Below are 15,008 nucleotides of genomic sequence, written 5' to 3'. Positions count from 1 at the left end.
CAGAGCGATCGGCACGACATAACAATGATTGGAGACATTGCATGAACAAGGCGGTGGAGGTTACCGGCATCATCGACGAAAGCCGGTTCGGGCGGTATCAGCTCCTCGTGGTCACGCTGTGCGCATTGTGCCTCGTGATGGACGGCTTCGATGTGCAGGCCATGGGCTACGTGGCGCCGGTCGTGATCCGCGAGTGGGGCATCGCGAAGGAGACGCTCTCGCCGGTGTTCGGTGCGGGCCTCTTTGGCATGCTGGTGGGCTCGCTCACGTTCAGCACGCTCGCCGACAAGATCGGCCGCCGCCCGGTGTTGATCGGCGCGACGCTGTTCTTTTCCGCGTGCATGGTCGCAACGGGCTTCGCGCATTCGATCGCACAACTGGTGGCCTGGCGCTTCGTTGCGGGGCTGGGTCTCGGCTGCATCATGCCGAACGCGATGGCGCTCGCGGGCGAGTACAGCCCGCGCCGCATGCGCGTCACGCTCATGATGATCGTCTCGTGCGGCTTCACGCTGGGCGGCGTGGTGGGTGGCCTGATTACCGCGGCGCTGATCCCCGCGTTCGGGTGGCGCGCCGTGTTCTTCGTGGGCGGCGCGATTCCGCTCGTGCTCGGCGTGCTGATGTGGCTCGCGTTGCCCGAGTCGATCCAGTTCCTGCTGTTTCGCGGCCGTGGTGAGCACACTCAAGCGTGCGTGCGCCGCAATCTGTCCCGCGTGGCCCCTGCGCTCGCGTTGCCGGCCGGCGTGCAGTTCACGAGCGTGGAAACGCGCTCGCGCGGCGTGCCGTTCGTCGAGCTGTTCAAGGAAGGGCGCGCGCGGGTGACCGTGCTGCTGTGGGTCGTGAACTTCTCGAACCTGCTCGCCATGTATTTCCTCTCGAACTGGCTGCCGACCGTGATCCGCGACGCCGGCTATTCGACCCGGACCGCCGTGTTCGCGGGCACGGCATTGTGGGGCGGCGGTGTGATCGGCACGCTGCTGCTCGGGCGCATCATCGACCTTGCGGGCTTCACGCGCGTGCTCGCCACGACGTTCCTGATCGCCATCGTCTCGACGGCCGCCATCGGCAATCCCGCCGTGATGGTCTCCGTGGCCGCGATGTTCGTGGCGATCTTCGTGACGGGCTTTACGATCATCGGCGGCCAGCCCGCGCTCAACGCGCTCGCCGCGACCTACTATCCGACCGCGCTGCGCTCGACCGGCATCGGCTGGAGCCTCGGCGTGGGGCGTATCGGCTCGGTCGTCGGCCCGGTGCTGGGCGGCGCGCTCCTGCACCTGCAGTGGTCGTCGTCGGCGCTCTTTCTCGCGGCGGCCGTGCCGGCCTGTGTGTCGCTCGCGGGCATCGTGGCGATTCATCGGGCGAATAGCGCTTCCAGGGGCACGATGGGAGGCGAGCGTGCGGCGGCGCAGATGGAGTGACTGGCGGCAGCGCCTGCGCAGGGCCGCACCGGCGCCTCGCACGCGTCACTCACGAGGGCTGAGCGCCCGCCGAGCACGCTCCCGGTCGAGAAGATAATCACCTCGAAGCCCCGGCCATCGGGGTGAATTCCGACTTCTCGGCAGACGAATGCCGGCTTTATCGAAAACGAATTGTTGGCAGGCCGCGCCTGAACCACACTGATACCTGTCGCGATGCGGCGTGCCACGGCGCGCCGTACGCAGTCAAAGAGCAACGACGGGAGGTGACAGTGGTGAGGCGAGCGGCGCGCAAGATCAGCGATATCGCGCGGCATTGGGCGCAGGCGTCGCCCGAAGCCGTGGCGATACGCGAAGAAGCAAAGGTGACGAGCTTCGGGCAGCTCTGGAGCGACGTGGGGCAGGCGCAGCGGTTTTTGCGCGAGCAGGGCGTGGACGTGGGCGACCGCGTGCTCGTCGTGGCCGAAAACTGCTCGGCCGTGGTGACGCTGCTGTTCGCGCTATCCGAAATCGGCGCGTGGCCGGCCGTGGTCAATGCGCGGCTCTCGGAACGAGAGATCGAGACGATTCGCGCCCATTGCGGGCCGCGTCTCATACTGTTTACGCATGGTGCTTCGCCCGACGCGCTGCGTCATGGCGTGCGCTATCGCGCGCGCGAGATCGCGCCCGCCGGGCTCGGTCCGCTGATGATGGCCGCGCCCGATCTCAACGCCGTGCGTGAGGCCGAAGCGCTCGCGCACGAGGTCGCGGTGCTCATCTACACGTCGGGCACGACGGGCCAGCCCAAGGGCGTGATGGCCACGCATCGCGGCCTGCTGCATTTCGCGCATGTCTCGGCGACATCGCGCGACATGACACAGGCGGACTGCGCGTACGCGGTCATGCCGATGTCGCATATTTTCGGACTCGCCACGCTGCTGCTCGCCACCTTCGAGGCGGGCGCGAGCCTGCATCTGGCCGCGCGCTTTTCGGCCGAGGAGGTCGTGAAAGCGCTCGCCGCCTCCGAAATCTCCATCCTGCAGGGGGTGCCGACGCTCTTCACGCGCATCGTCGCCTATGTGCGCGAGCACGGCGGCACGGTACATGCGCCCCGTTTGCGCTATCTGTACACGGGCGGAGGTCCGCTCGATCCCACGCTCAAGCAGCAGGTCGAAGCGCTCTTCGGCATGCCGCTGCATCACGGCTACGGCATGACCGAGTACGCGGGCTCGCTATTCATCACACGCATGGACCGTCCGCGCAAGGACGTGTCTTCGGGCGAGATCGTCGAGGGTGCCGAGTTGCGCGTGGTCGGGCCCGACGGTCACGATGTGCCGCGCGGCGAAGCGGGCGAGTTGTGGGTGCGCGGTCCCGGCGTCATGCACGGCTACTACCGCGAGCCGGGCCTGACCGCCGAAGTGCTCGATGCGCAAGGCTGGCTCAAGACCGGCGACCTCGGCCGGCTGGACGCGGACGGCGCGCTCTTCATCGTGGGCCGCTCGAAAGATCTCATCATCCGTTCGGGCTTCAACGTGTATCCCATCGAAGTCGAGTCGGTCATCAACACCTACGCAGCGGTGCGCCAGAGCGCCGTGGTGGGGCGGCGCGACGCCGAAGGTAACGAGGAAGTCGTGGCGTTCGTGGAAGCGAAGGACGGCGCGACGATCGACACGGCCGATCTCGCCCATTATCTGAGCGAGCGGCTCTCGGCCTACAAGCGCCCCTCGGAAATCGTGACCATCGACATGATTCCGACCACGGCCAGCGGCAAGCTGCAAAAGCAGCCACTGCGCGAAATGGCCAAACGCGCCGTGCGCGCTCACTGAGCATTCCTGATTGTCTCATCCTCACGGGCGGCGTCGTGCCGCCCGATCAACGATTGCAGGGCATACACCATGATTCGCGACCAGGAAACGATGAACGTTCTGCTCGACAACGTCGCGCGCTTCGTGCGCGAGCGTCTCGTGCCGAACGAAGAGCGCGTGGCGGAAACCGATGAAATTCCGGCCGATATCGTCGATGACATGAAGGCCATGGGCCTCTTTGGCCTGACCATCCCGGAGCAGTACGGCGGGCTCGATCTCACGATGGAAGAAGAAGTGCTCGTGATGTTCGAACTCGGCAAGACTTCGCCCGCGTTTCGCTCGATCATCGGCACGACGGTAGGCATCGGCTCGCAGGGCATCGTGATCGACGGCACCGACGAGCAAAAAGCAACATGGCTGCCGAAGCTTGCGAGCGGCGAGATCATCGCGAGCTTCGCGCTCACGGAGCCAGGCGCGGGCTCGGACGCCGCATCGATCAAGACGCGCGCCGAGCGGCGCGGCGACCACTACGTGGTGAACGGCACCAAGCGCTTCATCACGAACGCGCCGCAGGCCGGCATGTTTACGCTGATGGCGCGCACCAATCCCGACGAGCCGCGCGCGGGCGGCATCACCTCGTTCATCGTCGACGCGAAAACGCCCGGCATCAGCTTCGGCAAGCGCGACAAGAAGATGGGCCAGCGCGGCGCGCATACCTGCGACGTCATCTTCGAGGACGTGAAGGTGCCCGCGGAAAACATCATCGGCGGCAAAGAAGGCGTGGGGTTCAAGACCGCGATGAAGGTGCTCGACAAGGGGCGTATTCATATCGCGGCGATTTGCGTGGGTGTGGCGCAGCGCATGCTCGACGACGCGCTGCGCTACGCGATGGAGCGCGAGCAGTTCGGCGAGAAGATCGCCGAGTTCCAGCTCGTGCAGGCCATGCTCGCCGATAGCCAGACCGAACTCTACGCGGCGCGCTGCATGGTGCTCGACGCGGCGCGCCGCCGCGATGCCGGCCAGAACGTGAGCACCGAGGCCGCGTGCGCGAAGCTATTCGCATCCGAAATGTGCGGGCGGGTGGCAGACCGCGCGGTGCAGATTTTCGGCGGCGCGGGCTATATGTCCGACTATGGCATCGAGCGTTTCTACCGCGATGTGCGCATCTTCCGCATCTACGAAGGCACGAGCCAGATCCAGCAGATCGTCATTGCGCGCAATATGATTCGGGCGGCCGGCGGGCGCTAATCGAGAGGGGCGGCGCGCAGCACGCGCGCCGCGTCATGGGGCTATTCGAGGCGGCCGATGCCGTCGGCCACCAGCAGATCGACGAGCTTGCGCGCGAACAGCGGCAGCGCATCGCGGTCGGTCATGCAGATCTGCAGTTTGCGCACGGCCCACTCGTCGGTGAGCGGTACGATCTTGAGCGACATGGTTTGCGCGTGGCGGCGCGCCGTACCTTCGGGCAGCACGCCGATGCCGATGTTCGCCTCGATCATGCGGCACGCGGCTTCGAAATTGCCGATCTGGATGCGCCAGCGTATCGTGCGTTGCAGATCCGACGAGGCGCGCTTGAGAAACGAGAAAATCGCGCTTTCGTCGGGCGGCCCGATGAAGTCGTAGTCGAGCGTATCGGCAAACGCCATCTCGCTCGCTTGCGAAAGCGGGTGGCTGAGCGCGGTGACGAGCACGAGCCGGTCGCGCCGGTAGGGCAGCACCTGCAGTCCCTCGGTGCGCACATTGCCGGCCACGATGCCGATATCGATCGTGCCGTCCTGCACGGCGCGCACGATATCGGGCGAAAGGCGCTCGTGAATGTCCACGTACACGTCGGGATGATTGATGAGGTAGGTGCGCAGCACGGCAGGCAGGAACTCGCTCATCGCCGTGGTGTTCGCAAACACGCGCACATGGCCCTTCACCCCCTGCGAATATTCCTGCAAGTCTCCCGTGAGTTGCTCGAGTTGCTTGAGCACGCGGCGCGCGTGGGCGAGCAGCGTCTCGCCGGGGCCCGTTAGCGTGACCCCCTGGCTCGTGCGGCTCAAGAGCTTCACGCCCACCTGTTCTTCGAGATTCTTGATACGCGTGCTCGCCGCGGGCAGCGACAGGTGCGCGCGTTCCGCGCCGCGCGTGAGGCTGCTCGCCTCGGCTACGTGGGTGAAGAGCTTCAGGTCGACGAGATCGAAATGCATGGGTTGACTTGCCGTGACTCCAATGTCCGTCAGCTCGTTCGTTAGAGGGATGCAAAAAACATGAGGGGCGAGCAGACTCCAGCCATTATTGCGCCGCAGCGCAACGCACGCCATTAGCGATAGTACGGGTTAATCCTGGCCGAAACAGGCGTTCGGCATATCCAAATTGTGCAGCTTTGGCCGATGCGTCAAGCTGCAACACGAACGGCACAGCTTGCCGCATCACGATTCAAATCGAATGAATGCCCGGCGCAACGCGGGCTGGAGGAGCGAAAACGATGACGACGCAACGAATGCTGGACGGCAAGGTCGTGGTGGTGACAGGATCGGGCGGCGGCATTGGCCGCGATATTGCGCTCATGATGGCGCGCCACGGCGCGAAAGTCGTGGTGAACGACGTGGGCGCCACGCTCACCGGCGAGGGCCATAACGACGGCCCCGCGCAAGCCGTGGTGAACGAGATCACGGCGTTCGACGGCCAGGCCACGGCGAACACCGACAGCGTGGCCGACGCCGCCGGCGCCGCCCGCATCGTGCAGAACGCGCTGGACGTGTTCGGCCGTATCGATTGCGTGGTGAACAACGCGGGCATCCTGCGCGACCGCTTCTTCCACAAGATGAGCGAAGAGGAGTGGGACGCCGTGCTCAAGGTTCACCTCTACGGCTCTTACTACGTTTCGCGCGCCGCCGCCGACCACTTCAAGGAGCAGCGCAGCGGGGCGTTCGTGCATATGACGTCCACGTCCGGGCTGATCGGCAATCTCGCGCAGGCCAACTATAGCGCCGCGAAGCTCGGCATTGCGGGCCTGTCGAAATCCATCGCGCTCGATCTGGAAAAGTTCGGTATCCGTTCGAACTGCATCGCGCCGTTCGCCTGGAGCCGCATGATCAACTCTATCAAGATCGATTCGCCGGAACAGGAAGCACGCGTTGCCAAGATCAAGCAGATGACGCCCGCGAAGATCGCGCCGCTCGCCGTCTACCTCGCGAGCGAACAGGCCGCCGACGTGACGGGCCAGATTTTCGCGGTCCGCAACAACGAAATCTTCCTGATGAGCCAGCCGCGCCCCGTGCGTTCGGTGCATCGCGGCGAAGGCTGGACGCCGGAGACGATCGCCGAGCATGCCATGCCGGCGCTGCGAAAATCGTTCCATACGCTCGATGTTTCCGCCGATGTCTTCAGTTGGGACCCCGTCTGATGACGCGCGGCCCGCGCGCGGCGCGCATCGTCGACGCCGCGCAGCTCGATCTCGCGCAGTACGTGCGCCCGGGCGACACGCTCGCATGGGGCCAGTGCGGAGCCGAGCCGTGCACGCTCACCGCGCTGCTGATGGCGCAGCGCAAGGCGATAGGCGGGCGCTTTCGCGTGTTCGTGGGCGCGTCGTGGTCCGACACGCTCGAGCCCGCGTATGCCGACTGCGTGGACTTCATGGCCTATGGCGCATCGGGTACGAACCGGCGGCTCGAACGCGAAGGCGTGCTCGACATCCTGCCGTGTCACTACTCGCAGTTTCGCAGCGTGCTGACTACGGGTCCGAACCGCATCGACGTGTTGCTGCTGCAAGTTGCCCCCGCCGATGAGGCGGGCCGCTACAGCCTCTCGATCGCCCATGAGTATCTCGTGCCGCTGATCGACAGTGCGCGCGTGGTCATTGCGGAGGTAAATGCGGCGGCGCCGTGGACCTTCGGCGAGCGCATGTTGTGCGGCGATGATTTCGACGTGCTGATCCATACCGACCGCGCGCCGCTGGAAGCGCCTGCCACGCAGGCCGGCGACATCGAGCGGCGCATCGCGCAGCACGCCGCATCCCTGATCGAAGACGGCTCGACAATCCAGTTCGGGCTGGGCGCGCTGCCCGAGGCCATCGTCGCGCAGTTGCGCGACCGGCGCGATCTCGGCGTGCATAGCGGCACCATCGGTGACGCGGTGGTCGATCTGATCGCAGCCGGTGTGGTGACGAATGCTCGCAAGTCGCGCGATCGAGGCGTGAGCGTGGCCGGCACGATGATGGGCACGCGCAAGGTCTACGCGCATGCGCACCGCAATGCGCAGATTCAGTTTCGCGCCACGGCCTATACGCACGACATCGACGTGCTCGGCAGCCTCGACCGGTTCGTGGCGATCAACTCGGCGCTCGAAGTCGATTTGACGGGGCAGGTCAATGCGGAAGCTGCCGGCGGTCGCTATGTGGGCGCCGTGGGCGGGGCGCTCGATTTCATGCGCGGCGCGGCGCGCTCGCACGGGGGCGTCGCGATCGTCGCGCTCGCAGCCAGCACGCGGCATGGCAGTCGCATCGTCGCGCGTCTTTCGGGGCCGGTCAGCACGCCGCGCAGCGACGCCGCGGTGATCGTCACCGAGCACGGCGTGGCCGATCTGCGCGGGCTCACGCTCGCCCAGCGCACCGAGCGCATGCTCGCCATCGCGCCGCCAGAATGGCGCGAACAGCTGGCGGCGCAACACCATGCGCGGCGGGATGCGATAGCGGTTTGACGGTACGCAGGCACACGACGCGGCGAACAACAACAACCAGACTCCATGTAAAGGAATCCGAAATGAGAAGAGCAGCGATAGTCGCACCCGTACGCACGCCGGTCGGCACCTTCGGCGGCAGCCTGCGCCCTGTTTCCGTCGAAACGCTCGCGGCCACGGTGCTGCGCGAAACCATCGCGCGCAGCCGCGTGGACCCGGCACGCATCGAGGACGTGGTCTTCGCGCAATCGTATGCGAACAGCGAAACGCCTTGCATCGGCCGCTGGGCTGCGCTCGAAGCAGGGCTGCCCGTGCAGGTGCCCGGCATGCAGCTCGATCGCCGTTGCGGCGGCGGGCTGCAGGCGGTCGTGACCGCCGCGATGATGGTGCAGAGCGGCGCGGCGGACGTGGTCGTGGCCGGCGGCGTGGAAAGCATGAGCAATATCGAGTACTACACGACCGACATGCGTTGGGGCGCTCGCGCAGGCTCGGTGAAGATGCACGACCGTCTCGAGCGTGGCCGCGAACGCTCGCAGCCCGAAGCGCGCTTCGGCTACATCTCCGGGATGATCGAAACGGCTGAAAACCTCGCGAAGGAATACGGCATCACGCGCGAGGAAGCGGACGCGTACGCCGTGCGCAGCCACCAGCGCGCCGCGGCGGCATGGGAGTCGGGCCGTTTCGCCGACGAGGTGGTGGCGGTTTCGGTGCCGCAACGCAAGGGCGACCCGGTGCTGTTCGCACGCGACGAAGGCGTGCGCGCCGACGCAAGCGAGGCGTCGCTCGCGAAGCTCAAGCCGCTCATGAAAGGCGGCACGGTGACGGCGGGCAACGCGAGCCAGCAGAACGACGCCGCGGCTGCGTGCCTGATCGTCGCCGAAGACCAGCTCGACAAACTGGGCCTCACGCCGCTTGGTTACCTCACGGGCTGGGCAGCTTCGGGATGCGAGCCCGCGACGATGGGCATCGGCCCGGTGCCGGCCGTGCAAAAGCTGCTGCACAAGACCGGGCTCACCTTCGATCAACTCGATCTCGTCGAACTGAACGAGGCCTTCGCGTGTCAGGTGCTCGCGGTGCTCAAGGGCTGGGGCTGGCACGACGAAGCGCGGCTGAACGTGAACGGCTCGGGCATTTCGCTCGGTCATCCGATCGGCGCGACCGGCGTACGTATGCTCACGACCTTGCTTTACGAACTGCAGCGCCGCAAGGGCCGCTATGGCCTCGAAACCATGTGCGTAGGCGGCGGCCAGGGCATCGCGGCGATTTTCGAGCGGGCGGCTTGAGTACGAACGCTTCGCATCCCTACGGAACATAACAAGGAGGAGACGATGCTCGATGCACTCAACGCGCAGCTCGCCCGGCTGCAAACGCATCCGTTCTATGCGGGACGTCTTCCGGGCAGCGTCGCGAGCGCGGCGGAGTTCGCCGAGCGCGTGCCGCTCATGACGCGCGCCGAACTGGTGGCCGAGATGAATTGCCCCGGCTACGGCGCGTTTGCGCCGGCCATTCCGCCGGTGCGCGTGCACCTCACGCCGATGGGCGCTTCGCTCGTCCCGATCCTGCAGAGCGCGGCCGATCTGCGTGCCATCGAAGCCGCGTGTGGGCAGCATCTCGACGCGTGCGGCATCGGCCCCGGCGACGTGTGCATGGTGACGTTCGGCTATCACCTCTTCGTTGCGGGGCTTTTCTATCAGACCCAGATGGAAGCGCGCGGCGTGGCGTGCATTCCGCATGGCCCGGGCGAGACCGAGCGCGCGGCACGTGTCGCGCAGCAGTGCGGCGTGACGGTGCTGGCCGGCAACCCGTCGCATGCGCTCAAGCTCATCGAAGCGGGGTGCCCCGTGCCGCGCGTGTTCTTCGCGGGTGGCGAAGCGTTCACGGGCAATGCCGCGCTGTACGCACGCGTGCGCGAAGCGATGCCGGGCACGTTGTTGATCGACAGTTACTCGCTTTCCGAATGCCTGCCGGTGGCGCGGACATTCCCCGGTGGTACGGGGGTGCATGTGTTCGACGAACTGCTGTACGCCGAAGTCATCGACCCGGACACCGGCAATCCGGTTGCCGAGGGCGAACGTGGCGAACTCGTGCTCACGCATCTGAACAAGGAACTGCAACCGCTCGTGCGCTATCGCACTGGCGACCTCACCTTGCTCGAGCGCACTGCGCCCTTGCATGGGCGCACGGTGGCGCTGCCGCGCGTGGTGTTCGGCCGCGCGGATTCGATGGTGAAGATCAAGGGCGTGAAGGTCTACCCATCCGAATTGAAGACGGTGCTGCTGGGCCTGGAGGGCGCGACGGGCGCCTATCGGCTCGTGGTCGGCACTAAGACTCATGGTGGCGACCATCTGACGCTGCAGGTGGAAGGGACGGTGCAGGGCGGTGCGATCGAGGCCATAGCCGAGCGCTTCAAGCGCCAGACGCTCATACACGCGGACGCCATCGAGACGGTCGCGAAGCTCGAAGGCGCGGCACTCGCAGAAGATCAACGGAGAGAGACGACATGAATGCAAGCGCAACGCACACCCCAACCCCGTGGCGACTCGTCGTAGGCGGCCACAGCTACGCGGACTTTTCCATTTCGGTGTCGCCGGCCGTCGAGCGCGCCGTGGCCGAGAATCTCGTACCGCCCACGGTCTATCTGAACGTCTTCAACGAAGACAGCATCACCGTAGGCGTGAACGAAGATCCGAACCAGGTGCTCGATCTGCCGTTTTGCCGCGACAACAACGTGCTCGCGCGGCGGCGCGTGAGCGGCGGCGGCGCGATTTACGCGGGGCGCGGCTCGGCATTTCTCGCGTTCTATCTGCCCATCGGTCTGCCCGGCGTGCCCCAAACGGCGGCGCAAGCGTTTCCGACGATACTGGGCCACGTCGCCGAAGCGCTACGCGATGTGTTCGGCCTGCAAGCCGCTTATCGGCCGCTGAACGACGTCGAGATCGACGGACGCAAGCTCGTGGCCACGTCGCTGAAGATCGAAGGCGGCGTGCTGACGTTCCGCATTTTGCTGAACGTGAAGGCGATCGACACGGCAATCGCGGCGCGCGCCATGCCCATGGCGCCAGAGAAGGTGAAGGACAAGAAGCACAAGGATCTCGGGTCGCGCTACACGTTTCTGGAGCAGGAACTCGGCCGCGAGGTGAGCGCCGATGAGTTGACCGCATGGGTCACGGCCTGCGTTCGCCGCACGTTCGGGGAAGTGGCGCTCGTATCTGGCGCGCTCGGCAGTGAAGAACTCGTTTTTGCCCGGCAATACGAGCGCGAGTTGCACGAAGAGAGCTGGTTCCATGAGAAGAGCGAGGCCGCGCGTTACAGTCCAATCAGCGTGCTGGGAGACCGTATCGTGCGCGGACGCGAAAAGGCGCCGGCAGGGCTGATCTGGCTGAGTCTGCTCGTGCGTGACGGCACGGTGGTCAAGGCGATCGTCAACGGCGACTGGCACCCGCGTCCGCTGGCTTCGGTCGCCTGGCTCGAAGACGGCTTCACCGGACTTGCCGCCACGCGAGAAGCCTGCGCGGCGCATATCGAGGCATTTCTCGCGCGTCCCGACGTGGAGTTCGCAGGCGTCGAGCCGGTGCATCTCATCACGGCGCTCGACAAGGCGCTCGCTGAACTCGCAAGCGTAGGGGTGAGCGCATGAGCGAAAAAACCTTGCTGGTCGAACAGGACGCGGGCGTCGCGACGCTCACGTTCAATCGTCCGGAAGCGAAGAACGCCCTCAGCGGTGAGATGCGCGTGGAATTGCTCGAAGCCGTGCAGCGCATACGTACCGACCGCGGCGTGCGTGCGGTCATTTTGCGCGGCGCGGGCAATGACTTCTGCTCGGGCGGCGACGTGGGCGGCATGAACGTAACGAGCGCCGAAACGGGACGCGACCGGATCGACGACCTGCATGGCTGGGTGAGCATGCTGATCGACCTCGACCGCCCGGTGATCGCGGCCGTGGATGGCGTGTGCTACGGCGCGGGCTTCAGCTTCGCACTCGCCGCCGATTTCGTGATTGCCAGCACGCGGGCGCGCTTTTGCATGCCTTTCATGAAAGTCGGTCTCGTGCCCGATTGCGGCGCGTTCTATACGCTGCCGCGCGTGGTGGGACTCGCGCGCGCCAAGGATCTCGTCTTTACGGCGCGCGAACTACGCGCCGCGGAAGCGAAGGAGATCGGCGCGGTGCTCGAAGTCGTCGAGCCCGAACAGCTTCATGCGCGCGCCGCGCAGGTGGCGGCCAGTCTCGCGGCGGCGTCGCCCATTGCGTTCGGTCTGGCCAAGCGCGCGTTGAATCAGTCGCTTGGCAGCGACCTGCGCGCGATGCTCGAAATCGAGTCGGCGGCGCAGGGCATTGCGTTCACGACCGAATTCCATCGCGAAGCCGTGAAGCGCTTTCGCGAGAAGGCCGACCCGCTCTTCAAGTGGCCCGCCGCCGAGGCCTGATCTTTCATCCACGCACCGCCATGACGATCGACTATCACACCCTGCGCAACTGGCCGTTCAAGGACGTCGAGCAAACCTATACCGCGCGCGACGCCATGCTCTACAGCCTCGCTGTGGGATACGGCGCCAATCCCGTCGATCCGGACGACCTGGCATTCGTCTACGAAAAAGAGTTGCGCGTGCCGCCGACGCTTGCCGTCGTGCTCGGCTTTCCCGGCTTCTGGGCGCGCGACCCGCGCTCGGGCATCGACTGGGTGCGGCTGTTGCACGGCGAGCAGAGCCTCGTGATGCACAAGCCGCTGCCGCCGGCCGCAACGGTGATCGGCCGCTCGCGTATCACGCGGGTGGTCGACAAAGGCGCAGGCAAGGGCGCGCTGCTCGAAATCCAGCGTAGCATTACCGACAAGGCAAGCGGCGACCTGTATGCCACCGTCACGCAGCTCACGTTCTGCCGTGGGGACGGCGGCTTCAGCGCGGACAACGGTTTGAGCGACGAAGCGCCCGCGCCGCCGCCGCCGATGCCCGAGCGCGCGCCCGATCATCATTGCGATCTGCCGACGCGCCCGGAAACGGCGCTGATTTATCGCCTGTGCGGTGACGACAACGCGTTGCATGCCGACCCGCAGGTCGCACGCGCGGCGGGTTTCGAACGGCCTATCCTGCACGGGCTCGCCACGTGGGGCGTGGCCGCGCATGCCGTGCTCAAGACGATGTGCGCGAGCGACCCGCAACGCCTCGTGGCGTTTCACGCACGCTTTACGGCACCTGTGTATCCGGGCGAGACGATCCGCACCGAGATGTGGCGAGATGGCGACGAAGTGAGTTTTCGCGCGCGCGTGCTGGAACGCGACGTGCTCGTGCTCAACCATGGGCGCGCACAATTGCGCTGAGCGCTATTCTGTATAACGAAGGAAATCAGGACTATGGCCCGTCAACCGAAACCGCTCGTGCGCTCCGATATCGCGTACAGCACGCCCGATCGTATCGTCGTGCGAGGCAAGAGTCTGCCCGACGAAGTGCTCGGCCACATGAATCTCGGCGACTTCGCGTTTCTGCAACTCACGGGCAAGGCGGCCACGCCGCAGCAGTCCGCGATGTTCAACGCCATCGTCATCACGCTCGTCGAGCACGGCATGACGCCAAGCGCCATCGCCGCGCGCATGACCTATGCGGGCGCGCCCGAGTCGCTGCAGGCGGCTGTCGCCGCGGGGCTATGCGGGCTTGGCTCGGTGTTCGTCGGCAGCATGGAAGGCGCGTGCCGCATGCTGTCCGAAGCGCTGCCCTATGACGGCCAGTGCGACGACCTGGAGAAACTCGCAGTCGATACCGTCGCCGCATGGCGCGCGCGTGGTATGCCGATTCCGGGGCTCGGCCATCCGCTGCACAAGCCCATCGATCCCCGCACGCCGCGCCTTTTCGAACTGGCCGCGCAAAACGGCATGTCGGGGCGCTATGTGACGCTCATGCAACTCATTGGCGCGGAGGCCGAGCGTGCGTCGGGCAAAGCACTGCCGATCAATGCGACGGGTGCGATCGGCGCGATTTGCTGCGAATTCGGCTTCCCGTGGCGTATCGTGCGCGGCTTCGGTGTGATGGCGCGCGCCATTGGCCTCGTGGGTCATCTGCTCGAAGAAGGCGAGCGCCCCATGTCGTTCGAGTTGTGGCAGCGCGTGGAAGACGAAGCCTCCGCCCATCTGCGCGGCGAAGCGTGAGGCCTGCGCGCGGCCGTGGTTGAAAGCCGCGTGCAAGTATCGGGCCGCGATGGTCGGGGGATTAACGAAAGCGAAAGGGCCGATTCGGCAAAGGCAACTTCGCGAAACGATGTGAGCCGTTCATAGTATGGCCAACAGTCTCGAATCGGAGAAACGCCATGCCGGAATCGCAAACGCCAACGCTCAGTGCGTGGCTCGACAAGACCGAAACGCTCACCGACGATATCACCGCGTTTCCGCTGCGCGCCCTCGCGGCCACGCTCGATCGCGAAGCCCCCGATAGCGCCGTGCCGCCGCTGTGGCACTGGCTCTATTTTCTGCCCGTCTCGCCGCTCGCGCAAGCGGGTCCCGATGGACACCCGAAACGCGGTGGCTTTCTGCCGCCGGTCGAACTGCCGCGCCGCATGTGGGCGGGCGGACGCCTTACCTTTCACGCGCCGCTGCGCGCGGGCAGCGAGGCCGCGCGCACCTCTACCATCGCGAACATCGAGGACAAGACCGGCCGTAGCGGCCGTCTCGTGTTCGTGACCGTGCAGCATCGCTACGAGAGCGGCGGGGCGCTGTGCATCGAGGAAGAGCACGACATCGTTTATCGCGACGCGCCGCAACCCGGCGCGAGCGCGCCCAAGCCGGTAGTGGCACCCGAAGGCGAGACATGGTCGCGAACGCTCACCGCCAGTGCGCTCATGCTGTTCCGCTATTCCGCGCTGACCTTCAACGGTCATCGCATTCACTACGACTTCCCGTACGTCACGCAGGAAGAGGGCTATCCGGGCCTCGTCGTGCACGGCCCGCTCATCGCCACGCTGCTGCTCGACCTCGTGCACCGCGAGCGGCCCGACGCCACCATCGCAACGTTTGCGTTTCGCGCGGTACGGCCCACGTTCGCAGGCCACGCGTTCACGCTGTGCGGCAAGCTCGCGGACGACGCGCGCTCGGTGGAACTCTGGGCGAAAGACCACGACGGCTATCTGACGATGCAGGCCACCGCCACGCTGGCCTGAACGGCAACA

13 protein-coding genes are annotated in these 15,008 nt (G+C 66.0%); 12 read left to right on the top strand and 1 reads right to left on the bottom strand.

Translation table 11 applies throughout. The features are described 5' to 3' along the window. Positions 1 to 41: 41 nt before the first annotated feature. The 3 genes from AB3X98_RS06025 (at position 42) to AB3X98_RS06015 (ending at position 4,444) form a co-directional block, all read left to right on the top strand. Positions 42 to 1,415, top strand: a complete 1,374-nt coding sequence (locus AB3X98_RS06025; protein WP_368604896.1) for an MFS transporter — start codon at positions 42 to 44, stop codon at positions 1,413 to 1,415. A gap of 269 nt (positions 1,416 to 1,684) precedes the next feature. Next, a complete protein-coding gene (locus AB3X98_RS06020; protein ID WP_368604897.1) occupies positions 1,685 to 3,217 on the top strand; it encodes a class I adenylate-forming enzyme family protein in 1,533 nt (510 codons plus the stop codon). Positions 3,218 to 3,286: 69 nt separating this feature from the next. After that, positions 3,287 to 4,444: an acyl-CoA dehydrogenase family protein gene (locus AB3X98_RS06015; protein WP_133183506.1), complete on the top strand. Its 1,158-nt coding sequence runs from the start codon at positions 3,287 to 3,289 to the stop codon at positions 4,442 to 4,444. A gap of 41 nt (positions 4,445 to 4,485) precedes the next feature. Here the strand turns inward: AB3X98_RS06015 and AB3X98_RS06010 are convergent, their stop codons facing one another. Continuing rightward, positions 4,486 to 5,388: a LysR substrate-binding domain-containing protein gene (locus tag AB3X98_RS06010; RefSeq protein ID WP_342945534.1), complete on the bottom strand. Its 903-nt coding sequence runs from the start codon at positions 5,386 to 5,388 to the stop codon at positions 4,486 to 4,488. A 293-nt stretch (positions 5,389 to 5,681) separates the two neighbouring features. On the opposite strand from AB3X98_RS06010, the gene AB3X98_RS06005 reads away from it, so the two are divergent. The 9 genes from AB3X98_RS06005 (at position 5,682) to AB3X98_RS05965 (ending at position 14,999) form a co-directional block, all read left to right on the top strand. Beyond that, positions 5,682 to 6,587 carry an SDR family NAD(P)-dependent oxidoreductase gene (locus AB3X98_RS06005; protein WP_368604923.1) on the top strand — a complete coding sequence of 302 codons (906 nt, stop codon included), beginning with the start codon at positions 5,682 to 5,684 and terminating at the stop codon, positions 6,585 to 6,587. Beyond that, entirely contained in the window at positions 6,587 to 7,879 is a 1,293-nt protein-coding gene (locus AB3X98_RS06000) for an acetyl-CoA hydrolase/transferase family protein (RefSeq protein ID WP_368604899.1), read from the top strand. Before AB3X98_RS06005 ends, AB3X98_RS06000 begins: the two co-directional genes overlap by 1 nt. Positions 7,880 to 7,941: 62 nt before the next feature. Continuing rightward, positions 7,942 to 9,141, top strand: a complete 1,200-nt coding sequence (locus AB3X98_RS05995) for an acetyl-CoA C-acetyltransferase (RefSeq protein WP_069262472.1) — start codon at positions 7,942 to 7,944, stop codon at positions 9,139 to 9,141. Between the two features lie 45 nt (positions 9,142 to 9,186). Continuing rightward, positions 9,187 to 10,362: a phenylacetate--CoA ligase family protein gene (locus AB3X98_RS05990; protein WP_368604900.1), complete on the top strand. Its 1,176-nt coding sequence runs from the start codon at positions 9,187 to 9,189 to the stop codon at positions 10,360 to 10,362. Further along, positions 10,359 to 11,495, top strand: coding sequence for a biotin/lipoate A/B protein ligase family protein (locus AB3X98_RS05985; protein ID WP_368604901.1), 1,137 nt, complete (start codon positions 10,359 to 10,361; stop codon positions 11,493 to 11,495). The genes AB3X98_RS05990 and AB3X98_RS05985 overlap by 4 nt, the downstream gene beginning before the upstream one ends. Next, the gene (locus AB3X98_RS05980; RefSeq protein ID WP_368604902.1) at positions 11,492 to 12,283 is read left to right on the top strand and encodes an enoyl-CoA hydratase/isomerase family protein; all 792 of its coding nucleotides are present in this window, start codon (positions 11,492 to 11,494) and stop codon (positions 12,281 to 12,283) included. Before AB3X98_RS05985 ends, AB3X98_RS05980 begins: the two co-directional genes overlap by 4 nt. Positions 12,284 to 12,303: 20 nt before the next feature. Further along, positions 12,304 to 13,173 (top strand): MaoC/PaaZ C-terminal domain-containing protein, encoded by an 870-nt coding sequence (locus AB3X98_RS05975; protein ID WP_069262468.1) that lies wholly within the window; start codon positions 12,304 to 12,306, stop codon positions 13,171 to 13,173. A gap of 33 nt (positions 13,174 to 13,206) precedes the next feature. Next, entirely contained in the window at positions 13,207 to 13,995 is a 789-nt protein-coding gene (locus tag AB3X98_RS05970; protein WP_368604903.1) for a citryl-CoA lyase, read from the top strand. Positions 13,996 to 14,153: 158 nt separating this feature from the next. Beyond that, positions 14,154 to 14,999, top strand: a complete 846-nt coding sequence (locus tag AB3X98_RS05965; RefSeq protein ID WP_368604904.1) for a MaoC family dehydratase N-terminal domain-containing protein — start codon at positions 14,154 to 14,156, stop codon at positions 14,997 to 14,999. The last annotated feature ends 9 nt before the right edge of the window (positions 15,000 to 15,008 follow it).

Origin of the sequence: Paraburkholderia sp. BR14312 (assembly GCF_040948675.1) — a bacterium.
Lineage (GTDB): Bacteria > Pseudomonadota > Gammaproteobacteria > Burkholderiales > Burkholderiaceae > Paraburkholderia > Paraburkholderia nodosa_A.
This window is presented reverse-complemented; position numbering and strand designations above follow the sequence as displayed.